Annotated in this window: 21 protein-coding genes and 1 pseudogene; 20 read left to right on the top strand and 2 right to left on the bottom strand. The window is 69.6% G+C overall.

The window, feature by feature from the left end:
• Positions 1 to 204 precede the first annotated feature (204 nt).
• The 9 genes from ACM6LR_RS02005 (at position 205) to ACM6LR_RS01965 (ending at position 10,531) form a co-directional block, all read left to right on the top strand.
• Positions 205 to 2,085 carry a hypothetical protein gene (locus ACM6LR_RS02005; protein ID WP_414943042.1) on the top strand — a complete coding sequence of 627 codons (1,881 nt, stop codon included), beginning with the start codon at positions 205 to 207 and terminating at the stop codon, positions 2,083 to 2,085.
• Positions 2,082 to 2,441: a hypothetical protein gene (locus ACM6LR_RS02000; protein ID WP_414935847.1), complete on the top strand. Its 360-nt coding sequence runs from the start codon at positions 2,082 to 2,084 to the stop codon at positions 2,439 to 2,441. Before ACM6LR_RS02005 ends, ACM6LR_RS02000 begins: the two co-directional genes overlap by 4 nt.
• Before the next feature lie 117 nt (positions 2,442 to 2,558).
• Positions 2,559 to 3,728 carry an ADP-forming succinate--CoA ligase subunit beta gene (sucC, locus tag ACM6LR_RS01995; protein WP_101612251.1) on the top strand — a complete coding sequence of 390 codons (1,170 nt, stop codon included), beginning with the start codon at positions 2,559 to 2,561 and terminating at the stop codon, positions 3,726 to 3,728.
• A gap of 1 nt (position 3,729) precedes the next feature.
• Entirely contained in the window at positions 3,730 to 4,617 is an 888-nt protein-coding gene (gene sucD / locus ACM6LR_RS01990) for a succinate--CoA ligase subunit alpha (RefSeq protein ID WP_414935846.1), read from the top strand.
• A gap of 303 nt (positions 4,618 to 4,920) precedes the next feature.
• Positions 4,921 to 5,739 carry a DUF5336 domain-containing protein gene (locus ACM6LR_RS01985; protein WP_414935845.1) on the top strand — a complete coding sequence of 273 codons (819 nt, stop codon included), beginning with the start codon at positions 4,921 to 4,923 and terminating at the stop codon, positions 5,737 to 5,739.
• A gap of 143 nt (positions 5,740 to 5,882) precedes the next feature.
• The gene (locus ACM6LR_RS01980; protein ID WP_414935844.1) at positions 5,883 to 7,265 is read left to right on the top strand and encodes a DUF6350 family protein; all 1,383 of its coding nucleotides are present in this window, start codon (positions 5,883 to 5,885) and stop codon (positions 7,263 to 7,265) included.
• 76 nt (positions 7,266 to 7,341) lie between these two features.
• Entirely contained in the window at positions 7,342 to 7,959 is a 618-nt protein-coding gene (gene purN, locus ACM6LR_RS01975) for a phosphoribosylglycinamide formyltransferase (protein ID WP_414935843.1), read from the top strand.
• Positions 7,956 to 9,518, top strand: coding sequence for a bifunctional phosphoribosylaminoimidazolecarboxamide formyltransferase/IMP cyclohydrolase (purH, locus tag ACM6LR_RS01970; protein ID WP_414935842.1), 1,563 nt, complete (start codon positions 7,956 to 7,958; stop codon positions 9,516 to 9,518). The genes purN and purH overlap by 4 nt, the downstream gene beginning before the upstream one ends.
• Positions 9,519 to 9,766: 248 nt before the next feature.
• Positions 9,767 to 10,531 (top strand): hypothetical protein, encoded by a 765-nt coding sequence (locus tag ACM6LR_RS01965; protein WP_414935841.1) that lies wholly within the window; start codon positions 9,767 to 9,769, stop codon positions 10,529 to 10,531.
• Here ACM6LR_RS01965 and ACM6LR_RS01960 read toward each other — a convergent pair.
• On the bottom strand, positions 10,528 to 11,235 hold the full coding sequence (locus ACM6LR_RS01960; protein WP_414943041.1) for an SRPBCC family protein: 708 nt from the start codon (positions 11,233 to 11,235) through the stop codon (positions 10,528 to 10,530). The genes ACM6LR_RS01965 and ACM6LR_RS01960 overlap by 4 nt on opposite strands.
• A gap of 180 nt (positions 11,236 to 11,415) precedes the next feature.
• Between ACM6LR_RS01960 and ACM6LR_RS01955 the strand changes: the two genes are divergently transcribed.
• The 10 genes and pseudogenes from ACM6LR_RS01955 (at position 11,416) to ACM6LR_RS01910 (ending at position 21,783) form a co-directional block, all read left to right on the top strand.
• Positions 11,416 to 11,913, top strand: a complete 498-nt coding sequence (locus tag ACM6LR_RS01955; RefSeq protein WP_414935839.1) for a pyridoxamine 5'-phosphate oxidase family protein — start codon at positions 11,416 to 11,418, stop codon at positions 11,911 to 11,913.
• A gap of 11 nt (positions 11,914 to 11,924) precedes the next feature.
• A complete protein-coding gene (locus ACM6LR_RS01950) occupies positions 11,925 to 12,374 on the top strand; it encodes a VOC family protein (protein ID WP_414935838.1) in 450 nt (149 codons plus the stop codon).
• 607 nt (positions 12,375 to 12,981) lie between these two features.
• Positions 12,982 to 13,686, top strand: a complete 705-nt coding sequence (locus ACM6LR_RS01945) for a hypothetical protein (protein ID WP_414943040.1) — start codon at positions 12,982 to 12,984, stop codon at positions 13,684 to 13,686.
• A gap of 14 nt (positions 13,687 to 13,700) precedes the next feature.
• Complete coding sequence (locus ACM6LR_RS01940) at positions 13,701 to 15,302, top strand: DNA polymerase Y family protein (protein WP_414937057.1); 1,602 nt, start codon at positions 13,701 to 13,703, stop codon at positions 15,300 to 15,302.
• Between the two features lie 2 nt (positions 15,303 to 15,304).
• Positions 15,305 to 15,457 carry a hypothetical protein gene (locus ACM6LR_RS01935; RefSeq protein WP_414935836.1) on the top strand — a complete coding sequence of 51 codons (153 nt, stop codon included), beginning with the start codon at positions 15,305 to 15,307 and terminating at the stop codon, positions 15,455 to 15,457.
• A gap of 3 nt (positions 15,458 to 15,460) precedes the next feature.
• A complete protein-coding gene (locus tag ACM6LR_RS01930) occupies positions 15,461 to 18,814 on the top strand; it encodes an error-prone DNA polymerase (protein ID WP_414935835.1) in 3,354 nt (1,117 codons plus the stop codon).
• A gap of 167 nt (positions 18,815 to 18,981) precedes the next feature.
• The gene (locus tag ACM6LR_RS01925) at positions 18,982 to 19,431 is read left to right on the top strand and encodes a hemerythrin domain-containing protein (RefSeq protein WP_414935834.1); all 450 of its coding nucleotides are present in this window, start codon (positions 18,982 to 18,984) and stop codon (positions 19,429 to 19,431) included.
• Positions 19,432 to 19,499: 68 nt separating this feature from the next.
• Positions 19,500 to 19,982, top strand: a complete 483-nt coding sequence (locus ACM6LR_RS01920) for a VOC family protein (RefSeq protein ID WP_414935833.1) — start codon at positions 19,500 to 19,502, stop codon at positions 19,980 to 19,982.
• A gap of 181 nt (positions 19,983 to 20,163) precedes the next feature.
• Positions 20,164 to 21,173: pseudogene (locus tag ACM6LR_RS01915) on the top strand (reverse transcriptase family protein).
• 22 nt (positions 21,174 to 21,195) lie between these two features.
• A complete protein-coding gene (locus ACM6LR_RS01910) occupies positions 21,196 to 21,783 on the top strand; it encodes a pentapeptide repeat-containing protein (RefSeq protein WP_414943039.1) in 588 nt (195 codons plus the stop codon).
• Positions 21,784 to 22,030: 247 nt separating this feature from the next.
• On the opposite strand, the gene ACM6LR_RS01905 is transcribed toward ACM6LR_RS01910, so the two are convergent.
• Positions 22,031 to 24,715, bottom strand: a complete 2,685-nt coding sequence (locus tag ACM6LR_RS01905) for a TNT domain-containing protein (protein WP_414935830.1) — start codon at positions 24,713 to 24,715, stop codon at positions 22,031 to 22,033.
• Positions 24,716 to 24,868: 153 nt separating this feature from the next.
• Between ACM6LR_RS01905 and ACM6LR_RS01900 the strand changes: the two genes are divergently transcribed.
• Positions 24,869 to 25,168 carry a DUF3017 domain-containing protein gene (locus ACM6LR_RS01900; protein WP_414935829.1) on the top strand — a complete coding sequence of 100 codons (300 nt, stop codon included), beginning with the start codon at positions 24,869 to 24,871 and terminating at the stop codon, positions 25,166 to 25,168.
• The last annotated feature ends 1 nt before the right edge of the window (position 25,169 follow it).

The raw sequence follows: 25,169 nt of genomic DNA, 5'->3' as shown, positions 1-25,169 counted from the left end.
GGGAAATAACTGGTTGCTCGGTGATGTTGAAGGGGGTTTACCCGCTCTCGGCCTCTGCTGAGGCCACTCAGGCCTCAGCGGCATCAGGTGAGTGCCGTAGGTGAGTGCCGTTGAGCAGCACGTGAGTGCCGCTGAGCGCTGGTGAGACCTGCGGCGCCCCTGCTGGCGGGCCCGTGCGAGCCCGGCTTGCTAGCGTCGCCGTCGATGACTTCGCGCTCACGGCACCCCGGTGACGAATCCGCAGTTTCTCCAGTGCTCGCGGAATCCACCGGGCAGGCCGTCCCCGGGACCGTGTCCGCCGAACCACTCCGGAGCGAACCGCCCGCCCGCCCGCGAGCGCTTGTGCTGTCGGCGGGGCTGGTGGCGGCCGGTGCGGTCGCGCTGGCCGTCGGCGCGCTGATGCCCGTCGTCCGGGGTGGTTCACCCGGTTTCGCCGCCGGGCCGTTGCTGGTCGTGCTGGCCTTGGCGCCCGCGGTGGCCGTGGTCTACGCCGTGGTGACGGGACGTCCGGGGCTCACGGCGGGGCTGGTGCTCGGGCTGACCGCGCTCGCGCCCGGACGGCTACTGCTGGACCTGCAGCTGCTCGCGGACGGATCCCTCGCCGCGCGTCCGGAGCTGTTCCTCGCCGACCGCCTGCTCACCCTGCCTCCGGCCGGGCCGGGACTGTGGCCGCTGGTGGCCGGCCACCTCCTCACGTTCGCCGCCGGGGCGTTCGCCGCGGGGACCGCCCGTGACGAGGCGGAACTGGCGGGCGAACTCGACGGACGGCGCCGCTGGCGGCTGCTCGGGCCCATGCTCGGCGTGGCGGGCGGGATCGGCTTGCTGCTCGCACCTCTCGGTTCGGGCAACGCGTACCTCCTGGCGAAGAACGCCTTCGAGGGACCGACGGTCGCGATGGCCGGATACCTGCTGCTCGCGGCCCTGCTTCCGCTGACCGTGCTCGTGGCGGTGAGTTGGCCCCCGGCAGCGGTCGGCAAGGGCGGGTTCGCCGGGGCCGCGCTGGCGGCGCTCGCGGTCGGCGTGCCACAGGTGGTCGCGGGGCTGGTCGTGGACCGGCTCTCGGTCGCGCCGGGTTCGGTACTGGTGACCGTCGCGGGCCTGCTGCTGCTCGGGCTGGCCTTCACCCGGTTCGACGTCGAGGAAGCGGGCGAGGCGGTCACCGGCGATCTGGCGGGCGAGGCCAGGCTGCCCGGGCTGTTCTGGTGGCGGCTGGCCACCGGCGGACTGGCGCTGCTCGCCGCCGCGGCGGCGGTCGCGGGCGTGCTGACACCGGTACTGACGGCCAACGGTCCGGCGCCCGTCCCGGAGACACCGGCGCGCTGGCTGCTGCTCGGCGCCGCCGCCGTGCTCGCCATTCCCGCGCTGTTCGTCTTCGTGCCGAGGCTCTCACCGTTCGCCAGGGGAGTCGTCGCGGCCACATGGGCGGGCGTCGTCCTCGCGGGCGCGGGCGTGCTGAGCGCTGCTTTGTCCGTGACCGAGGACAAGGCGGTCGACCCGGCGCTGTTCGGTGTCGACCTGCCGCTGCCGTCGCCGGACAAGGTCGGCTACTCGGCGGGCCCGGGTGTCACCTGGACGTTCATCGCGCTCGCGCTGGCGGCCGTCGCCGCGCTCGCCGCGGTGATCACCGGGGTCGTGGAGCGCGACGTCACCGACGACGCCGCGATGGACGCCGCGATGGACACCGGGCTGGACGGCTCGCGGGCGAACGGCAACCTGCTCACCCCGGTCGTCGCCGCGGCGGTGCTGGCGATCGCCGCGTTCGGCACGCCGGTGTTCATCGCGCCCGGCTACACCGCTCCGGGCCTGTGGTCGGACTTCGGCGCGGCGTCGTGGGGCCTGCTCGGCGCGCTCGCGGTCGTCCTCGGGTTGTACGCGCTCGTCGTGCGCTCGCGCCCGATCGCGGCCGCGGCCGCGTTGGCCGGTGCCGCGCTGGTGCTCGGTCTGCGCGCGGCGGAACTGCCGCTCGTCGGGGCGGAGTACGACGACGCGTCGGCGGGGATCGGGTTCTGGCTCGCGCTGGGCGCCGCCGCCGTCTCCCTCGTCGCGGCCGGGACGGCCGTCGTGGGCTCACGGCGGTCCGAGTGACGCGTCGTCTGCCGCGCGTCGTGCTGGCCGAGTTCGGCGTGGAGGAAGGCGCGGCGGTCGCGCTCGGCAGGCTGTTGCGTGATGACGGTGTCGAGGTCGTTTACACCGGGCGCCTCGACACCGTCGCGCACCTGGTGCGGACGGCCGAACAGGAGGATCCGGACATCCTCGGCGTCGTGCGAGGCGCGAGTGAACCGGAAGGGCTCGCCGAAGCGCTCCCGGACGTCCTCCTCTTCGCGGTCGGTAACGGCCCGAGCAAGTTCGAGAACGCCTTCGAAAGCCTGGAAGAGGCGGCGAACTGGGTCTCCGGTGTGCGGTCTCACACCGTGGAAACACCATCTGACCGCATACGGTGACCGACTTCACCAGGTGCGGAGTCCCCTGCTTCTGCGCAGGTCGCTAACCTCGACTGGTCCGACAGCGCGGTCCGGCAACGGACCACCACAGTGGCGTGTCGTCAGGAGACTGGAGTAGTGGACCTCTACGAGTACCAGGCGAGGGATCTCTTCGCCGCCCACGGAGTACCGGTTCTGCCGGGTGCCGTGGCAAACACCCCCGAAGAAGCCAAGGCCACCGCCGAGAAGATCGGCAACCAGGTCGTCATCAAGGCGCAGGTCAAGACCGGCGGCCGCGGCAAGGCCGGCGGCGTCAAGCTGGCTCAGACGCCGGACGAGGCCGCGGAAAAGGCCGAGGCGATCCTCGGTCTCGACATCAAGGGTCACATCACGCGCCGCGTGCTGGTGGCCGAAGCCTCGGACATCGCCGAGGAGTACTACTTCTCCTTCCTGCTGGACCGTGCGAACCGCACCTTCCTCGCGATGGCTTCGGCCGAAGGCGGCGTGGAGATCGAGCAGCTGGCCGTCGAGCGTCCCGAAGCGCTCGCGAAGATCCCGGTCGACGCGATCATCGGTGTCGACAAGGCGAAGGCCGTCGAGATCCTGACCGCGGGCAAGTTCCCGGAGAACGTGGTCGACGAGGCCGCCGACGTCGTCGTGAAGCTCTGGGAGACCTTCGTCTCCGAGGACGCGACGCTGGTCGAGGTCAACCCGCTGGTCCGTGACCCGCAGGACAAGATCATCGCCCTCGACGGCAAGGTCACCCTCGACGAGAACGCCTCGTTCCGTCAGCCGGGCCACGAGGCCCTGGTCGACAAGGACGCGGAGAACCCGCTCGAGGCGAAGGCCAAGGCCAAGGACCTCAACTACGTCAAGCTCGACGGCGAGGTCGGCATCATCGGCAACGGCGCGGGCCTCGTGATGTCCACTTTGGACGTCGTGGCCTACGCGGGCGAGAAGCACGGCGGCGTCAAGCCCGCCAACTTCCTCGACATCGGCGGCGGCGCTTCGGCCGAGGTCATGGCGGCCGGGCTGGACGTCATCCTCAACGACACCGACGTGAAGAGCGTTTTCGTCAACGTCTTCGGCGGCATCACCGCTTGTGACGCGGTCGCGAACGGCATCGTCGAGGCGCTGAAGATCCTGGGCGACGAGGCCACCAAGCCGCTCGTCGTGCGGCTGGACGGCAACAACGTCATCGAGGGTCGCCAGATCCTGGCCGACGCGAACCACCCGCTGGTCACCGTGGTGGACACAATGGACAACGCGGCCGACAAGGCCGCCGAGCTCGCCGCGGCAGGTGCGTGAGATGTCGATCTTCATCAACGAAAACAGCAAGGTCATCGTCCAGGGGCTCACCGGCTCCGAGGGCATGAAGCACGCGACCAAGATGCTGAAGTCCGGCACGAACATCGTGGGTGGCGTCAACGCCCGCAAGGCCGGTCAGACCGTCTCCGTCGAGGGCAAGGACCTCACCGTGTTCGGCACGGTCGAGGAGGCCATCAAGGAGACCGGAGCCGACGTTTCGGTCATCTTCGTGCCGCCGAAGTTCGCCAAGGACGCGGTCATCGAGGCGATCGACGCCGAGATCCCGCTCGCCGTGGTGATCACCGAGGGCATCCCGGTGCACGACTCGGCCTACTTCTGGGCGCACGCGGTCGCGACGGGCAACAAGACCCGCATCATCGGGCCGAACTGCCCCGGCGTGATCAGCCCCGGTAAGTCGAACGCCGGCATCATCCCGGCCGACATCACCGGTGACGGCCCGATCGGGCTGGTGTCGAAGTCCGGCACGCTGACCTACCAGATGATGTACGAGCTGCGTGACATCGGTTTCTCGACCGGTGTCGGCATCGGCGGCGACCCGATCATCGGCACCACGCACATCGACGCCCTCGAGGCGTTCGAGGCCGACCCCGAGACCAAGGTCATCGTGATGATCGGCGAGATCGGCGGCGACGCCGAAGAGCGTGCCGCGGCCTACATCAAGGACAACGTGACGAAGCCGGTCGTCGGCTACGTCGCGGGCTTCACCGCGCCCGAGGGCAAGACCATGGGCCACGCCGGCGCCATCGTCTCCGGCTCCTCCGGCACGGCCGCCGCCAAGAAGGAGGCCCTCGAGGCCGCCGGCGTCAAGGTCGGGAAGACCCCGAGCGAGACCGCCGTCCTGGCGCGCGAGCTGTACAACAGCCTCTGATCCTTTCAGAGACGGAGCGTTTTCCCCGGCGGGCCGGGCACCCACGCGGGTGCCCGGCCCGCCTGCTCGCGTTTAGCCCGCTGAACGCGACTCGGTGCCGCGTCGCGTTCAGCGGGCTAAACGCGAAATGGGCGTCGCCGAGGGGTTCCGCGCGGAACCCGATCAGGTGTACAGACGTCTCAGAGCCCGAGGCGCGAGATGACCGCGTGCGTGCGCTAGCGTTCGAGCATCACAGCCGCCTCGTTTGTCCCGGGAGTTCCGCGTGCCCCCGGGGTGCCGGTCCAACGACAGGAGAGCATTCGGATGTCCTATCCCAGCGGTGGGCCCGGCTACCCCCAGCAGGGTGGCGGCCAGCAACACCCCAACCCAGGATCGGGAGCCTTCCCGCAGCAGCAGGCGCCGTCGTCACCGCTGAACCTGGCGCTGCTGCTCGCGCTCGCCGTCACCGTCCTCGGCCTGGTGCAGTTCTTCGTCGGTTTCTCCGATGAAGCCGACGCCGCCAAGGAGGTCTCGGTCTTCCTCCTGGTCGGCGGTCTGCTCGCGGCACTGCACGCGCTGCCGCGCGGCCCGAAGGTGCTGCCGTTCGCCGCGTTGTTCAGCGTGCTCGGCGCGTTCGGCGCGCTCGACCTGATCATCGGCTACCCGACCGTCGACGGCGGGGAGGGCCGCCCGGAGGTCTCGGTCCCGGGCATCATCACCGTGGTGCTGATCCTCGGCATCCTGCAGATGCTGATCGCGGTCGCCGCGCTGCTGTTCGAGCACGGCGTCCTCAAACTGCCCGCCGCGAAGCCGCAGCAGCAGGCGCCGCAGGCCCCCTACAGCCAGCAGTTCCCGCAGCAGGGCCCGCAGGGTCCGTTCGGCCAGCAGGGCCAGCAGGGCCCGGCCGCCACGCAGGTCCAGTCGTTCCCCGGTGCGGGGCAGCAGCAGCAGGGCCAGCAGCAAGGTGAGCCGTCCGGCCCGTTCGCGCAGCCGGGTGGCTTCCAGCCGCCGGTCACGCAGCCGCCGGGGCAGCAGGCAACGACGTACGCGCCGCAGCAGGGCCAGTTCTTCCAGCAGCCGCCGTCCTCGGAGCAGGGCCAGAACCCGGGCACGCCGCCGGGTGGTTTCGACCGGCAAAGCTGACCTTCCGTACCGAGAAAGCACCCATTGTGACACTCCGTGTCACAATGGGTGCTTTCTTTTCCGGGTTACCCGACCGGGTGGGTTGGGCCACGCACGTCACCCGGTGGCGGCGTGCCTCACCCGGACGGCTCAGTCCGGATGTCATGGTGCGGATCATGAAGCTGCTCACCCGCGACGAACGCTCGCCGCCGGAGGTGTCCAGGGCGAAACGGGTTCGGGTGTTGCTCGCCGCGGCCTGTACGCCGTTGCTCTTCTCCTACACCGCCGTCGCGACGGTCCTCGCGGTAGTCGCGTTCGCCGCCGACCGTCCCCGGTTCTCCGCCATGGGCGCCCTGCTCGCCGCGGGGCCGGGCTGGCTCGCCTCCTGGCAGGTGGAACTCGAACTCGACGATCACCCGCTCGGCGTACTTCCGTTGCTACCGACACTCGTCGTCGCGGGATTCGCGGCGAGGACGGCCGCGCACGCCGTGCGCCGGATCGGCGGCCGGACCCCGGCGGACGCCGTCCCGGTGGTAGCGGTGACAGCCGGGGCGCACGCGCTGTTCGGTGTGTTCATCGCCCTGCTGGCAGAAGGATCGCCGATCGGGGTGAACCCGCTGACCGCCTTCTGCGTGCCTGGACTCATCGCCGGATTCGCCGCCGTCGCGGGAGTCGCCAAGCGCTGCGGGCTTCCCGCCACGGTGCGGGACCGGTTCGACCCGGTGGCCGGGCAGGGCCTGCGGGCGGGCGCGCTCGGCCTCGCCGCGATGGTCGCCTGTGGCGCGGTGGTGTTCACCGTCGCCACCGCGCTCACTTGGTCCACTGTGGACAGCCTGTTCGAACCCGGCCTCGGCGCGAGCTTCGGCCTGTTCGTGCTTTCCGTGGCGTATCTGCCGAACGCGGTCGTCGCCGCGCTGTCCTTCACCACCGGTCCGGGTTTTTCGGTCGGTTCGCTGACCGTCGGCATGTTCGGCTACCAGGAAGGACAGCTGCCGGGCGTGCCGGTGCTGGCGGGGATCCCGTCGCACCACGCGGTCTGGTGGCCGGCGTTGCTGGTCCTGCCCGCGCTGGTCGGTGCGCTCGTCGGCTGGAAGATCCGCACGATCGACGAGGATCCGATGCTGCGGATGCGGGCGGTCGCCGTCGCGGGCGCGCTCGTCGCGTTCGGCTGCGTCATCCTCGGGACCCTCTCCGGCGGCAGGCTCGGCGACGGGCCGTTCGACCCGGTCAGCGTGCCGGTCGGGGTCGCGTCGGTGATCGCCTTCTGCTGGATCGTCATCCCCGGCGGGCTCGTCGCCTTCTTCGCCGGGGCACACGAGCCGCCCGCGCCGCCGACGGAACCTGAAGCCATCGTCGAAGCCGAAGAAGAAGACGAATCAGTACCGGACGACGACGATCTGGACGACGAAGCCGAAGCGGAACTCACCCGCGAGCTGGATGAAGACTCCGACGAGACCCCGCCCGAAACCCAGCCCGAGCAGGACATCGCTGTGACCGAGTCCACCGACGGGTCCGGCGACGAAAGCGTGCCTGGTGGCGACCGTTAGGGTTGTCGCGACCGAGTGAAGCGCCGTACGCCCGAGTGCGTACCGCCGTGGCAAGGAGCCCGTTCTGGCTAGTCGGTTGGACCTGCCCACTCCGGTGAAGCTCGTCGTCCTCGCGTCCGGTTCCGGCACGCTGCTGCAAGCCGTGCTCGACGCGGTCGAAAAGCCGAACTTTCCGGCGAAGGTGGTCGCCGTCGGAGCCGACCGCACCGGGATCGAGGCACTCACCCGGGCCGAACGCGCCGACGTGCCGTCGTTCACCGTCCGGATGGCCGACCATCCGGACCGCACGGCGTGGGACAAGGCGATCACCGAAGCCGTCGCCGCCTATCAGCCCGACCTGGTCGTCTCGGCGGGATTCATGAAGATCCTCGGCGCCGAATTCCTCGCGCGGTTCCCCGGCCGTGTGATCAACACGCATCCGGCGTTGCTGCCGTCGTTCCCCGGCGCGCACGCCGTGGCCGACGCGCTGGCGATGGCCGTCAAGATCACCGGGTCGACGGTGCATTTCGTCGACGCCGGGGTGGATACCGGGCCGATCATCGCGCAGGAGCCGGTGATCGTGGAGTCCGACGACGACGAGCACGTCCTGCACGAGCGGATCAAGGCCGTGGAACGCAGGCTCCTGGTGGAAACGATCGAAAGACTCGGCCGGAGCGGGTGCGCGGTCGAGGGACGAAAGGTGAGGTTTTCGTGAGTACTGCACTCCGGCAGCGGCCCATCCGGCGCGCGCTGATCGGCGTCTCGGACAAGGCCGGCCTGCTCGAACTCGCCACCGGGCTGCACGCGGCGGGTGTCGAGATCGTGTCGACCGGCGGCACGGCGAAGGTCATCGCCAACGCCGGGGTGCCGGTGACGCCGGTCGAAGAGGTCACCGGGTTCCCCGAGTCCCTCGACGGCCGGGTCAAGACGCTGCACCCTCGCGTGCACGCGGGCCTGCTCGCCGACCGTGACCGCCCGGAGCACGTCGAGCAGCTCAAGAAGCTGGACATCGCGCCGTTCGACCTGCTCGTGGTGAACCTGTACCCGTTCACGCAGACCGTCGCTTCGGGCGCGAGCCCTGAGGACTGCGTCGAGAACATCGACATCGGCGGCCCGGCGATGGTGCGTGCCGCGGCGAAGAACCACAACAGCGTCGCCGTCGTGGTCGACCCCTCCCGCTACGGGTGGGTACTGGAGCGCGTCGCCGACGGCGGTTTCGAACTGGCCGACCGCAAGCGGCTCGCCGCGCAGGCGTACGCGCACACCGCCGCGTACGACACCGCTGTCGCCGCGTGGTTCGCCAACGTCTACGCGCCCGCGGACGACTCCGGCTTCCCGGACTTCACCGGCGCTTCGTGGGAGCGCGGTGACGTGCTGCGCTACGGCGAGAACCCGCACCAGAAGGCCGCGCTGTACAAGCACTGGCGGCCGGGTCTCGCGCACGCGGAGCAGCTGCACGGCAAGGCCATGTCGTACAACAACTACGTCGACACCGACGCCGCGCGCCGCGCCGCCTACGACTTCGACGCCCCGGCCGTCGCGATCATCAAGCACGCCAACCCGTGCGGGATCGCCGTCGGCGAGGACATCGCCGAAGCGCACCGGAAGGCGCACGCTTGCGACCCGGTTTCGGCCTACGGCGGGGTGATCGCGACCAACCGGCCGGTGAGCCGCGAAGCCGCCGAGCAGATCTCCGAGGTGTTCACCGAGGTCGTCCTGGCGCCGGACTTCGACACCGAGGCGCTGGAGATCCTGCGGCGCAAGAAGAACTTGCGACTGCTGAAGCTGCCCGCGATCACGTCGCCGGATCCGATCGAGTTCCGGCCGATCTCGGGCGGCATGCTGGTGCAGACCGTCGACACGATCGCCGCCGAGGGCGACGACCCGGCGAACTGGACCCTGGCGGCCGGCGCGGCCGCCGACGAGCGGACGCTGGCCGACCTCGAGTTCGCGTGGCGTTCGCTGCGCGCGGTGAAGTCGAACGCGATCCTGCTGGCGAACGACGGCGCGACCGTCGGTGTCGGCATGGGCCAGGTCAACCGGGTCGACTCCTCGCGGCTCGCGGTCTCGCGGGCGGGGGACCGGGCGAAGGGCGCTGTCGCCGCTTCGGACGCCTTCTTCCCGTTCCCGGACGGCCTGGAGGTCCTGCTGGAGGCTGGTGTCCGCGCCGTCGTCCAGCCGGGCGGCTCGATCCGCGACGCCGAGGTCATCGCCGCCGCCGAGGCCGCCGGGGTCACCCTGTACCTCACCGGCACGCGCCACTTCGCCCACTAACGCCGACTTGCGTTCAGCCCCCTAATCGCGATCAGGCCGCTCCTGGCACCGACGTCGCCTTCAGCGGGCTAATCGCGATCCGGCCGACTTGCGTTCAGCCCCCTGATCGCGATCCGGGGGCGCCCACGGACAGCACTGTGGGCGTTCCCGGTGCCCCGGGCCCCGGCCGCCGTGCCATGCTGGCCGCGTGTCGCCTTTAGCAGGCTAAACGCGACGCGGAGCGTACGCGAGGATCGGTAGGAGGATCGGTGCACCAGCCGCCGCAGGGGTACGGCCCAGGTCCGGGTCAGGGCCCGCCACCTGGGCCGGGATACGGACAGCAGCCGGGTTACGGCCGGCCCGGTGGGCCCGGTTACGGTTCGCATCCCGGATACCCCCAGCCCGGCTACGGGCAGCCGCCCAAGAAGAAAAAGACCGGGTTGATCGTCGGCCTGATCGTGGGCGGCGTCGTCCTGCTCGGCCTGGGTATCCCAGGCGGCATCTTCGCGTCGGAGTACTACTCGTCGGTCGGCAAGGCGCCGGTCTCCCAGCAGCCGCCCACCGAGTGCAAGATCTCCCCAGAGACCCTGAACAAGACGGTCACCAACAGCTTCCAGGGCGTCCGCGAGAACGAGATCAAGGCGGGCGACATCGTCACCAAGCAGTACGGCTGCTCCTGGTCGGCGCCGGACGGCGACAACGTCCACGACCGCACCCTCCAGGTCATGGTCTACCGCCACGAGGGGCCGGACGCCGAGAAGCGCGCGGCCGAGTCCTCCGTCGGGTCGGCCGCGCCGTCAGAACGCCAGCAGCAGGTGAAGGGCATCGGGGAGAAGGCAGTTCTCGTCACTCTGGACACCGACAGCGCCTTCAGCGGCGCGGAACTGCGCTTCACCCAAGGCGTGTACGTCGGCATCGTCACCTACAAAGGCTGGGACAAGGGGTTCTTCACGAACTCACCGATCCCGCCCGGAGAGTCTGCCGAAGCGGCGAAGTCCGTCGGGGCCGAACTCGCGAAGAACCTGCCCCGTTAGGCGTACAGGCCGTTCAGCCAGGCCGTCCACGCCTTCTCGGCCTTGTTCACGTCGGCGTCTTCGGCGAACAGGTGGTGCCCGATGCCGACAGGCCAGCTCCAGGCGTTCCGGCCGTAGAAGCGGTACAGCGCGTCTTCGGTCCGGACGCCGATGAAGACGTGCGTCAGATAGTCGACGACGCCTTCGATGGTGCCGACGCCCGGCACCTCGAAGCGCACCTGGTCGCCTGCGACCGTCGCGCCGATCGCTGCCCGCACGACCTCGAACGCCTCCGGAGCCTTCGAGGCTTCGGGCGCGTCGGTCTTGAAGTACTTCACCTCGCGCCGGTTGAAGTGCGTCAAGTACTCGCCCAGCGAGTGGTAGTAGAACGCCGTGTGCCGCTTGCACGCGTCGTATTCGACGTCGTCGAGGACCGTGGTGTGTTCGTAGCGCAGGTAGGTCCTGCCGTCGTTCGGTTCGAGCACGTACTCGAGCGTGTTGAACCAGCCCGTTTCGTCTTCCGCGTAAGTGACGAAGCGCTGTGACGGCTTCCAGACGGTCACCATGCCGCCGTTCGGGGTGAGGCCGGATTCGGCACCGCCGTCGCGTGGTTCGTACTGGATCGGCCAGAGCCAGCCGCCGCTGCCCGTCGTGATCGCGGCCCAGGTGTCGGCGGGTGTGGCGGGCAGGAAGCCCTCGAAGCGGACCTTGGATTCCTTCGTCATGGACTGTCCTCTCGTATGCCTTCACAGACGCGACGCCCGGCCAGGTGCCGTTTCGACAAACAGGTCGCGGTTAGCCCGCTAAAGACGATGTGATGCGGGACACATTCGAGAGTGTCGAAGTGCTGGGGACAGCGGCGTCCCTGGGACGTCCGCGAAGACAGCGACCCAAAGGAGAGCGACATGCGGCAGAGCGCGATCGACGAGATCCTGAACCGCCCGCTCAGCCAGGAACTCCTGGCCCGTGACCTGGCCCGGCTGGCCTACACCGCGCTCGACGGCACGCCGCGGGCGATCCCGATCGGGATCCACTGGAACGGCAAGGAGATCGTCATGTGCACCGCGACGAACGCGCAGAAACTGCCGTCGCTGCGCCGCAACCCCGCCGTCGCACTGACGATCGACACTGAATCGCACCCGCCGAAGGTGCTGCTCATCCGCGGCACGGCCGAGCTGGACGTCGTCGACGGCATCCCCGACGAGTACATGCAGTGGAACGGCACCTACGAGATGACGCCCGAGCAGCGGGTCGAGTGGGAGGAAGGCGTGCGGTCGCTCTACGACGGCATGGTCCGGATCGTGGTGACCCCGACCTGGGTCAAGCTCATCGACTTCGAGACCACCCTGCCTTCCGCCGTCGAAGAGCTCCTGCGTCGGCAGGCAGCGCGTCAGAGTGCCTGAAAGGAACTGTCATGCCACTCAAGAAGCTGGAACACGTCGGTGTCGTCGTCCGCGACCTCGAAGCGGCCAAGGCGTTCTTCATCGCGCTCGGTCTCGAACTGGAAGGCGAGGCGTCGCTCACGGGCGACACGGTCGACCGTCTCACCGGATTGAAAGGGGTCAGGACGGATATCGCGGTGCTACGGCCGCCGGACGGTCACGGAGGGGTGGAACTGATCCACTACCGGACGCCGGAGGGACGAGAAGGTGATTCGCGGGCGCTTATGAACACGCCCGGCATTCGCCACTTCGTGTTCTCGGTCGAGGACATCGACGACGCCCTCGACCGTTTGCGGCCGTACGGCGGCGCACTCGTCGGCGAGCTGGTGCAATACGAGGACAGTTACCGGCTCTGCTACGTCGGTGGCCCGGAGGGGGTCGTCGTCGAGCTGGCGGAAGAACTCGTCCGCTCGGAAGCGTAGGCGAGGAGCCGCGTCTCGACGGATTCCCGCCAAGCCTTGCGCTGCCGGCATTTCCGACGTGACGCTGACAGGAATCGTGGCCGCCCCGCTGATCGTCACCGGCGCCCCGCTATGCCCGCGGACGACGTCCGAGTCCACACCGGAGTGATCGACGGCGCCCAATACCGGGTCGAAGTGCCGCCGTACTGGAACGGCGGACTGTTGCTGTACGACCACGAGATCTACCCGCCGGGCTGTGTTCCCGAGGAGATCGAGCTGGCCGCGTCGCTCTACAGCAAGCCGAACGGGTTCTCGGCGCGCGAAGCCGTCCACGACCAGACGGCGTTGTTGTCCTGGTTCGACCGCAACATCGGCTGTCCGCGGCAGGTGCTCACCTGGGGTGCTTCCGACGGTGGGCTCAACGCGGTGCTGCTATCCGAGCGGCTCCGGGGGTGTTTCCCGGCTTCGGGCAGGGCAGGTGCGGTGATCGTGCCCTTATCGCTTGACAACCACCGAGACACCCGGTCTACTGGAGTCATCGAACACCTGTTCGAGATGCCGCCTTCCCCGTGGCATGCCAGCGCCGTCCTCGATGGATGGTCTAGGTGTCGTGGGGAGGCGAGGTCCGGTGACAGCGGAGGTGGTCGAGGCACGGGCCTTGCCGTTGGCGAGACTGGCGGCCTTGCCAGGAGTGAGCACGGCCAGTGGCGTGGCTTCCGCGGCCGAACACGCGAGGACGACGGGAAGGGTGCTCCCGGTGTCCCCGGCGTTGTCCGGTCTGCTGCCCGCCGCGGGGCTCCGGCGCGGGAGCACCGTTTCGGTGCTGGGGTCCACGTCACTGATGCTCACCCTGCTCGCCGCCGCCACCGCCGGCGGTGCGTGGGCGGTCGCGGTCGGCCTGCCCGCGCTCGGGGTGGTCGCCGCCGCGGAACTCGGGGTCGAGGTGGGCAGGCTCGCGCTGGTCCCCCGTCCCGGTGCCGAGTTCCCGGCGGTGACCGCGGCCTTGCTCGACGGCTTCGATCTCGTGGTCGTCGGTCCGGGGCTCGCTCGGCCCGACGTGGCGAGACGGCTGTCCGCGCGCGCTCGCAACCGTGACTCGGTGCTGCTTTCGCTGGGTTCCTGGCCCGGTGCGGAGGTCGAGCTGAGCTGCCGCCGTTCGCGCTGGACGGGCTTCGAAGGCGGTGGCGCGGGCTACCTGCGCGCCCGTGAGATCGAGGTGCGGGCCGGTGGCCGGGGTGCGGCCGCCCGGCCGACGTCGGCGTTGCTGCGGTTTCCCGGCGAGGGTGCGGTCGAGCGGGCGGACTTTCCCGCGACCAGGTGGGGGACGGCGTGAACCCGCCCGTGCGCATGCTGGTGCTGTGGTGCCCGGACTGGCCCGCGGTCGCCGCCGCGGCCGCGGCGGGTGAGCCCGTCGGCCGTCCGGCCGCGGTCTTCTCGGCGAACCGCGTGGTCGCCTGCACCGCGGTGGCCAGAGGGGACGGCGTCCGCCGCGGGATGCTGCGGCGTGAGGCCCAGTCCTGCTGCCCGGAACTGGCGGTCTTCGGCGAGGACGACGGCCGTGACGCCCGGCTCTTCGAGTCCGTCGCGCAGGCGGTGGAGGAATTGGCCGTCGGGGTCGAGGTGGTCCGTCCGGGGATCGTCGCCGTCCCGGTCGAGGGCGCGGCCGGTTACTTCGGCGGTGAGCACGGCCTCCTCGAACGGCTGGTGGACGAGGTGTCCGTGGCGGCGGGGGTGGAATGCCAGGTCGGCGTCGCCGACGGCTTGTTCGCCGCGACGCTCGCCGCCCGCCGGTCGGCGCTGGTCGGGTCGGGCGAGACGGCGGAATTCCTCGCCCCGTTGCCCATCCGTGAACTCGATCAGCCTGAAGCCGGCCGAGCCGAACTGGTCACCCTGCTCCGGCAACTCGGCCTTCGCACGTTGGGTGCTTTCGCGGCGCTCGACGAAAGCGACGTCTCCGCGCGCTTCGGGATGGAGGGCGTGCTCGCGCACCGGCTGGCACGAGGACGGTCCGAACGGCCGCCGTCGCGCCGCCGTCCACCGCCGGAACTGTCGCTCGCGCAGGCTTTCGACCCGCCGATCGACCGGGTCGACGCCGCCGCGTTCGTGGCGAAGGGGCTCGGTGAACGATTCCACGCCGGGCTCGCCACACACGGGCTGGCCTGCACCCGCCTCGGCATCTACGCCACCACCGAGACCGGCGAACAACTCGGCCGGGTGTGGCGCTGCGCCGAACCGCTGACCCCGCTCGGCGTCGCGGACAGGGTGCGCTGGCAGTTCGAAGGCTGGCTGAAGGTCCGTGACACCTCAGCGCGGCCTCGGTCCGGCGTCGTCCGGCTGCGGCTGGAGCCGGAGGAGACCGTCGAAGGCCGGTCGCTGCAACTCGGGTTGTGGCAGGCGTCCTCGGCAGGCGGGCTGCGGCCCTCCACCGAGGACGAAGGCCTGTCCGGTGAGCGCGCCGGCCGCGCCCTGGTGCGGGTGCAGGGGCTGCTCGGCCCGGAGAGCGTCTTCACCGCGGTCCTCGACGGCGGCCGTGATCCCGGCGAGCGTGTCCGGCTGGTGCCGTGGGGTGACAAGCGGGAGAAGTCGGCGCGGGCGGACGCGAACTGGGCCGGGCGGCTCCCGTCGCCTTCCCCGGCGACGGTGTTCGCGCGGCCGGTACCCGCCAAGGTATTGGACGAGAACGGGCGCGTCGTGGAGATCACCGCGCGGCGCCGGATCACCGCCGCACCGTTCCTCGTGAGCTTCGAGGGTGGTGAGCCGCGCGAAGTTCTTTCGTGGGCCGGCCCGTGGCCGGTCGGCGTCCGGGCCGGGGCAGGCCACGCGCGGTCGGGGACCCGGATCCGGATGCAGGTGCTGCTGGCCGACGGGAACGACGCCGAGGAGGCGGTGCTGCTCCGCTTCGAACCCCACAAGAATCCGATGTGGACACTGGAAGGGAAGTACGACTGAACATGGACGAGGAGTACACGCGGCTGGTGCGGCGCTGGCTGGAGGAACCGGCCATCCCGGTGCAGCGCGCCGAGTTGGACACGGCTTGGGCGGCGTGCGTCCCGCGAGCGGAAGTGTTCGTCCCGCCGCCGAGACGCTCGACCGAGAATCGGTGACCGATGGGCTGGGACAACCCTCCACGGCCGTGGAAGGACCTCGCGCGCGAACTCGCGGGCGAGGTCCAGCCCGGCGACGGCGGTGACAGCCCCGCTTGGAGCGCCAAACGGGAGGGCTACCAGCGACCCGCCGACCTCTCGGGGCTGATCGGTGAAGACGACGGAGCCACCGCGCGCCGGGTGCCGTACGCCGAACTGCACTGCCATTCGAACTTCAGCTTCCTGGACGGGGCGAGCCATCCCGAGGAACTGGTGGAGGAGGCCGCGCGGCTGGGCCTGGACGCGATCGCGCTCACCGATCACGACGGCATGTACGGCGTGGTGCGCTTCGCCGAAGCGGCCAGGGAACTGGGCGTGCACACCGTCTTCGGCACGGAGCTCAGCTTCGGGTTGTCCGGACCGCAGAACGGGTTCGCCGACCCCGAGGGCGAGCATCTCCTCTTGCTGGCCAAACAACAGGGTGGCTACCTGAGCCTGAACCGGGCGATCACCGCCGGACAGCTGTACGGTTTCGACAGGCAGTCGTTGTCCGCCAAGGAAAGGGCGGAGAAGGGCAGGCCGGTCTACGACCTGCGCGCGGTCGCCGAAGAGGTCGACGGGAAATGTGTCGTGCTCACCGGCTGCCGCAAGGGCGCGGTACGGAAGGCGCTCATCGCCGAGGGGCCTTCCGCGGCGGTGGGGAAACTGAAGGAACTCATCGACTGTTTCGGCCGGGACAACGTCTACGTCGAACTGACCGACCACGGTCTTCCGTTGGACAGCACGCACAACGACCTGCTGAGTGAAATGGCCGGAGAGTTCGGGCTGCCGACGGTGGCGACCACGGCCGCGCACTACGCCCGCCCGGAACGGGCCCCGCTCGCCGACGCGCTCAGTGCGATCCGCGCCCGGCGGGGCCTGGAGGACATGGAGGGCTGGCTGCCCGCCGCCGGGACGGCGTTCCTGCGGTCGGGGGAGGAGATGGCCGAGATCTTCGCGCGGTACCCGGGCGCGGTGCAGCGGGCGGCGCTGCTCGGCCGGGAGTGCGCGTTCGAACTGCACCACATCGAACCGAAGCTGCCGCCCTTCGAGGTGCCCGAAGGCCACACTGAGGCGACCTACCTGCGGCATCTCACTTACAAAGGCGCGGAAGACCACGAGAAGAACAAAACCGCCAAGTACCGCCAAAAAGCCCGAAAGCTGATCGAGCACGAACTGGAAGTCATCGAGGAGCTGGGCTTCCCCGGTTACTTCCTGATCGTCTGGGACATCGTGCGATTCTGCCGGGAGAACAAGATCCTCTGCCAGGGCCGGGGTTCGGCCGCGAATTCGGCGGTCTGTTACGCGCTCGGCATCACCAAGGTCGACGCGGTGCGCTACAACCTGCTCTTCGAACGGTTCCTCGCCCCGGATCGCGACGGCTATCCGGACATCGACCTCGACATCGAATCCGATCGCCGCGAGGAGGCGATCCAGTACGTCTACGAGAAATACGGGCGGCTGAACACCGCGCAGGTGGCGAACGTGATCACCTACCGGGCGCGGTCCGCGGTCCGGGACGCGGCGCGGGCACTGGGGTACTCGCCCGGCCAGCAGGACGCGTGGAGCAAACAGATCGACCGCTGGGGTGCGTTGCGTTCCACGGAGAAGGACCACGATCACGACATCCCCGGCGAAGTCGTCGAACTCGCCTGCGCGCTCGAAGACTTTCCCCGGCACCTCGGTATCCATTCCGGCGGGATGGTGATCTGCGAACAACCGGTGAGCGAGATCGTGCCGATCGAATGGGCCCGGATGGCGGATCGCAGTGTCGTGCAGTGGGAGAAGGACGACTGCGCCGCCGCGGGATTGGTCAAATTCGATCTGCTCGGGCTCGGAATGTTGTCGGCCCTGCACTATATGATAGATCTGGTTCACGACCACAAAGGGGAAGAGGTCGACATCTCCGAATTGGATCTCAAGGATCAGAACGTCTACGAAATGCTCTGCCGCGCCGACGCGATCGGCGTCTTCCAGGTGGAGAGCCGCGCGCAGCTGGCCACCCTGCCCCGCTTGCGCCCCAAGAAGTTCTACGACCTCGCGGTCGAGGTCGCGCTCATCCGGCCCGGCCCGATCCAGGGCGGTTCGGTGCATCCCTACATCCGGCGCAAGAACGGGCAGGAGAAATGGGATTTCGACCATCCGAAACTGGAGAACGCGCTGAAGAAGACTCTCGGCGTCCCGTTGTTCCAGGAGCAGATGATGCAGATCGCCCTCGACGTCGCCGATTTCACCCCGGCGGAGGCCGATCAGTTACGGCACGCCATGGGGGCCAAACGGTCCGAGCAGAAGATGGAACGACTCAAACGACGATTCCTCGTAGGCGCAGCGAAGCACGATATCGGTGAGGAGCTCGCGGAGAAGATCTTCGGCAAACTCAAGGCGTTCGCGAATTTCGGCTTCCCGGAGAGTCACGCGCTGAGTTTCGCCCTGCTGGTGTTCGCGAGCGCGTACTTCAAGCACTACCACCCCGACGCGTTCCTGGCCGGACTGCTACGCGCTCAGCCGATGGGGTTCTATTCGCCGCAGTCGCTGGTCGCCGACGCGCGGCGGCACGGCGTGAAGGTGCTCGGCCCCGACATCAACGCGAGCCTCCCGCACGCGACGTTGGAACCGTCGCCGGACAAGGGAGAACTCCTCGCTGTGCGGGGCGGGCTGTCCACCGTGCGGATGATCGGCGAGAACCTGGCGAAGGAGATCGTCGAGGAACGGGAACGCGGCGGCCCGTTCGCGGACCTGCCCGAGGTCGCCCGGCGCGTGCGGTTGACCAAACCGCAGGTCGAGGCGCTGGCCACGGCCGGCGCGTTCGGATGTTTCGGCGAGAGCAGGCGGAGCGCGCTCTGGGCGGCGGGCGCCGTCGCCGACGAAAGCCTGGAGAAACTGCCGGGGCTCACCACCGGGGCCAAGGCGCCGATGTTGCCGGGTATGGACGAAATCGATGTCGCGGCCGCGGACGTCTGGGCCACCGGGGTGTCGCCGGACAGCTTCCCGACCCAGTTCATCCGGGAGGACCTCGACGAACTCGGCGTCGTCACGGCGGCGGGCCTGCGCGAGGTCCCGCACGGCACGCGGGTGCTGACCGGTGGCGCGGTGACCCATCGCCAGCGGCCGGCGACCGCGGGCGGCGTCACCTTCATGAACCTCGAAGACGAGACGGGGATGATCAACATCATCTGCCCGGTGGGGGTGTGGCAGCGCTACCACCGGGTCGCCCGCGGCAGCCCCGCGCTGCTGATCCGCGGCGTGGTCGAACGCACCGGAGAGGTGGTGAACGTTCTCGCCGAACAGATCCGGCACTTGCCGTTGCGGATCACCGCCAAGTCCCGTGACTTCCACTGAGTCCCTCTTGACGATCACCCGGGAGTCGTGCTGAAGTGCATCCAGCGTCGCAGTGCACCCGGCAAAGAGACCGTCGTGGGCGCGGAGGCGTCGGACCATGGGAAATCATGGAAACCCCTTCTTCATCGAACGGCCGGCTGACGGCGTTCGGAAATCAACTCGTTCAGGTGCACAACTGGCTGCGTAAAGAGCTGGCCAGGCTGCACGACGACCTCGGGTCGGTCGCGGCCGGGCGGGCCGAGCGGCTGCGTGATCTACGGGCGCATTGCCTCACCTTCTGCTCGGCGCTGACCAGACATCACACCGGGGAGGACGGCGGCGCTTTCCTTGTGCTGTCGGAGAAATTCCCTGAGTTGCGCCCGGCGCTCGAAGAACTCGCGCACGACCACGACGTCATGACCGGCATCATCGAACGGCTCGAGGAACTGGTCGCGGGCGTCGGACCGGAGTCGAGTGCGGCCGAGATCCTGCATGTCCAGCGGGAACTCGACGGGCTCACGGCGATCATGGAGACGCATTTCCGCTACGAGGAGAAGCGCATCGTCGAGGTGCTCAACTCCCTGGACATGCCGGAGTGGCAGGACGCGAAGCCGTCGTTCCTGCTGAAATCCCACTAGGACAAAACTTGTCCTATACGCCCTCTAGCGTTCTTCTCAACGCGCCACGACGACTGAGGAGAACTCTGATGAGCGACCCGATCCCCGCCGGCTACCACTCGGTCACCCCGTGGATCATCTCGCGCGACAGCGCGGGCGTGATCGACTTTCTCGAGCGGGTCTTCGACGCCGAGCCGATGGGCGAACCGGTGTACGTCGAGGGCGGGAAGATCGGGCATGCCGAGGTCCGGCTCGGCGACTCGGTGGTGATGCTGTTCGACGCGCAGGACGACTGGGTCGACACCCCGGCGTACCTGCGGCTCTACGTCGAGGACAGTGTCGAGACGCAGCGCCGGGCCGTCGAGGCGGGCGCCGTAGAGGTCACGAAGCAGACCGAACTCTTCTTCGGCGACCGCGTCGGCCGGGTCCGCGACCCGTTCGGCAACCTGTGGTGGATCCAGACCCGGCTCGTCGACCTCGGCTTCCCGGAGATGGAGCGCCGCATGAACGACCCGAAGTTCATCGAGGCCATGCGGTACGTGTCGGGTTCGAAAATCATCCCGAGCCGCTGAAGTCGATAGGGTGGTGACAGCGACGCGGAGGTGAGCCGGTGGATCACCACCCACTCCGGGGCAACCCCGGGGAGCACGACGACAGCGAGACAAGGCGCCCCGCGCGAGCGCGGCATGCTTCGCGTACGAGGCCGCGCGGATGACAGGAGAAAGAGTCACCTCCGCGTCGCTCCTCGGGCCGATGCCGGTCTGGCGGTGGCAGGTGGCCCGGTGGGTGACCTTCGACGACTGCGCCGCCGCGCTCGACCTGACGCCCGGCGAACTCTCGTGGTTCGCCGACGCGAAGGGCTGGAACCGACGCGCGGCCGAGCCGGTCCGGCACTACAGCTACCGCTGGATCCCCACGGCGTCCGGCGGAGTGCGGCTCATCGAGCGGCCGAAACCGCGGATCGCCGAACTGCAGCGTCGGATCGTGCGGCACGTCGTCGAGGCGCTGCCGGTGCACGAGGCCGCGCACGGGTTCCGGCGCGGACGTTCGCCGATGTCCTGCGCCGCACCGCACGCCGGCCGGGAGACCGTGGTCAGGATGGACCTCGAAGGGTTCTTCCCGGCGGTGTCCGCGCGCCGGATCTCGGCTCTGCTCGCGCTCGCGGGATATCCGGCCGCCGTGGCGGAAGCGCTCGCGGGCGTGCTCACCACGGCCGCCCCGCCCGACGTCCTCGCCGCCGCACCCGAGGGACGGCGGGATCCGGCGCGCGGTCGGCTGCTGAACAACCTGGCGGCCACACATCGCGCCGTCCTCGCCCGCGGTCGCGAACGCGGTCACGCACCACCTGGACCGGCGGCTCGACGGCCTCGCGCGTTCACTGGGCGCGGCCTACACGCGGTACGCTGACGATCTGGCGTTCTCCGGGGATTCCCTGCCGTTGCTCCGGTTGCTGCCCGGTGTCCGGCGGATCGTGACCGAGCTTCCGGCTGCGGGACGACAAGACGTCGGTCGCCGCCGCGCACCAGCGGCAACGCGTCGCGGGCCTGGTGGTGAACAGCACACCGGCGGCGACGCGCGCCGATTACGACGCGCTGCGCGCCTTGCTCCACAACTGCGCCCGAACCGGCCCGGAGGCGCAGAACCGGGCCGGGAAACCGGACTTCCGTGCTCACCTGCTCGGCCGGATCGGCTGGATCGCCGCGTCTTCGCCAGTGCGGGCGGCGAAGCTGCGGGCGTTGTTCGGTGGGATCACCTGGCCGTGAGCGGGTGTGCGATCCTGGACGGGTGATCGAGACCGCCGAGGATTACCGAGAAGCCGTCCTTTCCCAGCAGTGGTGGGAAAAACGCAGTTTCGTCGGCTGTGATTTCACCGAAGCCGACTTGCGCGGGCTGCGCACCCAGGGCTGCACCTTCGACCAGTGCGACTTCACCAAGGTCGACTTCGAGGGCTCACGCCACGAGGCGTCGGCCTTCCGGTCGTGCACTTTCGACCGCAGTGTGCTCGCCGGTACCCGGTGGAGTTCCTGCTCCATGCTCGGATCGTCCTTTGTGGACTGCCGATTCCAGAAGGTCGCTTTCACCGAATGCGACCTGTCGCTGGTCTCGTTGAGCCGCAATCGACTGTCCAAAGTGGACCTGTCCGGACTGCGGCTGCGCGAGGCCAACCTGATCGAGGCGGACCTCACCGGCGCCGATCTGCGCGGCGCCGACCTCACCGGCGCCCGGCTGGCTGGCGCGAAACTCGAAGGCGCCGACCTGCGCGGCGCGCGAATCGACGCCAACGGCCTCGTGCAGGCGAACCTCTCGGGTGTCCACGTGGACACCGAGACCGCGGTGGCCTACGCCGCCGCGCACGGCCTCGTCATCCACTGACCCCGAATGTCATGGACGGACCTTGCATAACAGAATTCTGTTATGCAAGGTCCGTCCATAACACGTCGGACTAGGCGGTGTCTCTCAAAGCGCGCTCTCGGATTTCCGCAGCCGGGCCGCGGCATCCGCTGGTCACCCACTCAGCCAGATCAGCGGCCCACCTCCGCAAAACCGAGGCCTCCGGCCGACAAGAAACGCGCGCGCCTGTCCTCACCCAACCTGCCAACCTCAGTTCGGGAGACACGCTCTAGTCGATCGGCGGTTCGCCGGGGTCCAGTTCGATGAGATCGCCCTCGGCCAGCAACTCCTCGATGGACGCCGGCAGCAGGTACGCCGACCCGCCACCGGGCTGGTTGAACCACGGGATCGCGACACCGGCGAGCGCCTCGAACGGACGCTGCACGCGGTACACGTGATACGGCCGGTTCACCCACTCCGGCACGAGCGAGCGCTCCTCGAACGGCGTCCCGGCGGCGTAGGTCAGGTTGCCGTTCGGGCCACCGAAGCGGTCCAGCTCGCTGCCCGCGGGCAGCTCACGCAGTTCCTTGCCGCGGAACAGCGTCAGCGGCGGCTCACCGTTGAGCGGCGAGATCGGCCAGTTCTGCTTGGCGTCGGGAGGCCCGGCCGGTGAAACCAGCGGGCGGGCCGGTTCCTCGCGCCGCATCGGTGGCGGCGGCGGCGCCACCGGGGCCATCGGCGGTTCGCGCCGGGGCGGGACGGGGGGCGGCGGGCTCGACAGCACCGGGTTCGGCCGCACCGGGGGCGGGACCGGTGCGGGGGCGGGCTCGTCGTCCAAGTCGTCCCCGAGCAGCTCCTCGGCCGTCGTGAACGCCGTCTGTTCCTGTGCCGGGATCGACTCCCGCGGCGGAATCGGATGCGAACCGGTCGCGATCTCGGGGGAGAGCGTCGCCAGTACGGGCGGCGCCGGTGCCGGGGGCGGCTCCTCGATCGCCCGCTCCTCGGCAGCGGGCGGCTCTTCGAAGGGCTGCCCGGTGACCGGCGGAGCGCCGTTCGGGTTGAGGAGGACCTTGCCGAGCATGAACGCGGCCGCGTCCTCGGCGTCGCCGAACACCGCCGGGTTGGTCAGCTTCCCGTCGTACCAGCCGACCCGCCAGCCACCACCGTCTACCTGCTCGACGCTCCAGCCGTGCTCGGTGGGGGAGCCGATGCGGTAGACGTCGCCGGGTACGTCGAGGTCGTCGAACTTCGCCTGCAGCTCGTTCAGCACCGGGACGGGGTGCTCGGCGCGCCGCGGTTCGGGCTCCGGGCGGGACACGGGGGCGGTAGCAAAGGTCCCCCGCTCCTGCGGTGGGCCGTCGACCTGGGTGATCTCGGAGTCCGACGGCGGGGGCGCACTCGGCGGCTCCGCGTCGTGTGTGAGGAGGGGCGGCTCGGCACTGGCGTCGGCCTGCTCGACCGGCGTGTAGCCAGTGGTCGCCTCTTCCTCGGGGGGCGCGTACGGCTGGTCTTCTTCCGGCGGGACGTACGCGTCCTGCTCTTCCTCGTGAGGCTGCTCGTAAGCGTTGACCTGCGGAGGCCGCGCGTACGTGGTGGCCTCCGGGTCCGCGGCCGGTGGCTGGGGCTCGACGCGCTGGTGCGGTGCGTCGTCCTGCCGGGCTTCGTCGGTGTAGGCGTCCTGTTCGGACTCGTGGAACTGCGCCGCTCCGTGCCCGAACTGCTCGTCGTAGCCGTCTTCGTACTGCTGTTCGGCGGCGGCTCCGTGGAGGTCCTGCGACTGGTAGTCCTGGGTGTCGTAGTCCTCTTCGTACCGCTGGGCCTGCTCGGCCTGGTCCGGGACGCCTGCCTCGGCGGCGGGGACGGCCGCGGCGGCAGCGACCGGTGCGGCGGCAGCGGCGGCCATCGAGGCCGCGTCCGGGCCCTGCTGCTGGTGCGGCGGCGGGACGGGGGGGTGAGCGGCCTGGTTCGGGCCGGGACCCGCGGGAACGGGGCCCTGGTTGACCGCGGCCTGCTGCGGCGGCGGCACGGGCGCGTTCGGCCCCGGGCTGTGCTGGACAGGCCCGTTCTGCGGCGGGCCCTGCGGAGGCGGACCGGCGGGGCCGCCGTTGGGTCCACCGGGACCGTTGGGGCGCTGCTGAGGAGGCTGGTTCCCCCGGGTGAGGTACCCCGCCGCGGCCTGCAGCGTCGGGTCGTCGACCTCGGGCAGGGTGAAGCCGTTCTGCCGGACGTGGTCGATCAGGTCGAGTTCCGGCGAGACGCCGTACTCGCGCAGGTAGAAGTTGACGGCGGCGGGCCAGATCCACAGGCCGTCGCTGTGGAAGGCGACCGGGACGGTGGCCTCGGGGGTCTGGGCGAGCCTGTCGATGTCGTAGCCGCGTTCGGTGACCACCAGCGGCGCGTGGTCGAGGTACTCGAGCAGTCTGTCCTGCTCCTCGATCTCCAGGTCGGGCCGGTTGATCACCGGACGCCCGGCCGGGCCGATGGTGTCGAAGATGCGGGCGATGCGGAAGTGCGGTCCCGGCTGTTCGGGGCCGAGACCGGACATGCGCCGGATCAGCCATTCGGGCACATTCTCCTCGGAGCGGGGGAACATGCGCAGTTCGTCGGAGAGTGCCTGCGGAGGTGGCGCGAGGCGCCACTGGGGCTCGTCGCGGTTGTACTCGAGGTTGTAGCTGGACGGGTGGTCGAGCTGGTAACGCGCGTTGAACCAGGTGCCGCGGCCGTCGCGGTACATCCCGGCACGGAGCCTGCCGAACAGCGTCGCGATGTCGTGCGTCGCGACCCATTCGTGCGCGGTGCCGTCCTCGGTGATGATCTCGCCGGTCATCTCGTGGTACCTGCCGACGGCTCGGTAGTCGGCGGTCACCTTCCGCCAATCACGAGGCGCGGCCCGCAGCAGGGCGAGGCCGATCTGTTTGACCAGGGTGTCCTGCTCGGTCGCGTTCAGCTGAGTCGTCGGTTGTGCCACGATCACATTTTGACCGTATCCGCGCCCATGTGCACCCCGCATGTGGGTTTTGCCGCTCTTGACAACTCGGAAGACGCCCTGACCTGCTGTCCGGTTGCTCACCCGGGATACTGACGGCGTGAACCGTTTCGCCCGCGAGACCATGAAGGACGAGGACTGATGGCGGTGGCCGGACAGCGGCGTGACCGTGGGGTACTGCTCCGTCACCTGCCGTTCCTGCTGGTGATGCTCGTGGTGGCCGTCGCCGCCCTGCGGATCGGCCAGTACCACTGGCGTCAGGGGGCCGTGCTGATCGGCGGCGCGCTGCTGCTCGCGGGCCTGCTGAGGGCGGTCCTGCCCGACGCGAAGGCCGGGTTGCTGGCGATCCGGGGCAAGCCGGTCGACGTCCTGACCTATGGCGCGCTTTCCGTCTTGATCCTCTTCATCGCCTTCACGATCACCGGCGGCCCGCTGTCCTGAG

The sequence above is a fragment of the Amycolatopsis sp. cmx-11-32 genome (genome assembly GCF_047608695.1).
GTDB lineage: Bacteria > Actinomycetota > Actinomycetes > Mycobacteriales > Pseudonocardiaceae > Amycolatopsis.
Note: the sequence above shows the minus strand (reverse complement) of the source record. Positions and strands in the feature narration are given on the sequence as shown.

What these genes read in the sequence shown, in the direction of transcription:
- ACM6LR_RS01900 (WP_414935829.1), top strand. Translation starts at nt 24,869, where the DNA reads ATGGCGGTGGCCGGACAGCGGCGTGACCGTGGGGTACTGCTCCGTCAC.
- ACM6LR_RS01935 (WP_414935836.1), top strand. Translation starts at nt 15,305, where the DNA reads ATGGACGAGGAGTACACGCGGCTGGTGCGGCGCTGGCTGGAGGAACCG.
- ACM6LR_RS01960 (WP_414943041.1), bottom strand. Translation starts at nt 11,235, where the DNA reads ATGACGAAGGAATCCAAGGTCCGCTTCGAGGGCTTCCTGCCCGCCACA.
- sucD (WP_414935846.1), top strand. Translation starts at nt 3,730, where the DNA reads ATGTCGATCTTCATCAACGAAAACAGCAAGGTCATCGTCCAGGGGCTC.
- ACM6LR_RS01955 (WP_414935839.1), top strand. Translation starts at nt 11,416, where the DNA reads ATGCGGCAGAGCGCGATCGACGAGATCCTGAACCGCCCGCTCAGCCAG.
- ACM6LR_RS02005 (WP_414943042.1), top strand. Translation starts at nt 205, where the DNA reads ATGACTTCGCGCTCACGGCACCCCGGTGACGAATCCGCAGTTTCTCCA.
- ACM6LR_RS01930 (WP_414935835.1), top strand. Translation starts at nt 15,461, where the DNA reads ATGGGCTGGGACAACCCTCCACGGCCGTGGAAGGACCTCGCGCGCGAA.
- ACM6LR_RS01985 (WP_414935845.1), top strand. Translation starts at nt 4,921, where the DNA reads ATGTCCTATCCCAGCGGTGGGCCCGGCTACCCCCAGCAGGGTGGCGGC.
- ACM6LR_RS01940 (WP_414937057.1), top strand. Translation starts at nt 13,701, where the DNA reads ATGCTGGTGCTGTGGTGCCCGGACTGGCCCGCGGTCGCCGCCGCGGCC.
- ACM6LR_RS01950 (WP_414935838.1), top strand. Translation starts at nt 11,925, where the DNA reads ATGCCACTCAAGAAGCTGGAACACGTCGGTGTCGTCGTCCGCGACCTC.
- ACM6LR_RS01920 (WP_414935833.1), top strand. Translation starts at nt 19,500, where the DNA reads ATGAGCGACCCGATCCCCGCCGGCTACCACTCGGTCACCCCGTGGATC.
- ACM6LR_RS01980 (WP_414935844.1), top strand. Translation starts at nt 5,883, where the DNA reads ATGGTGCGGATCATGAAGCTGCTCACCCGCGACGAACGCTCGCCGCCG.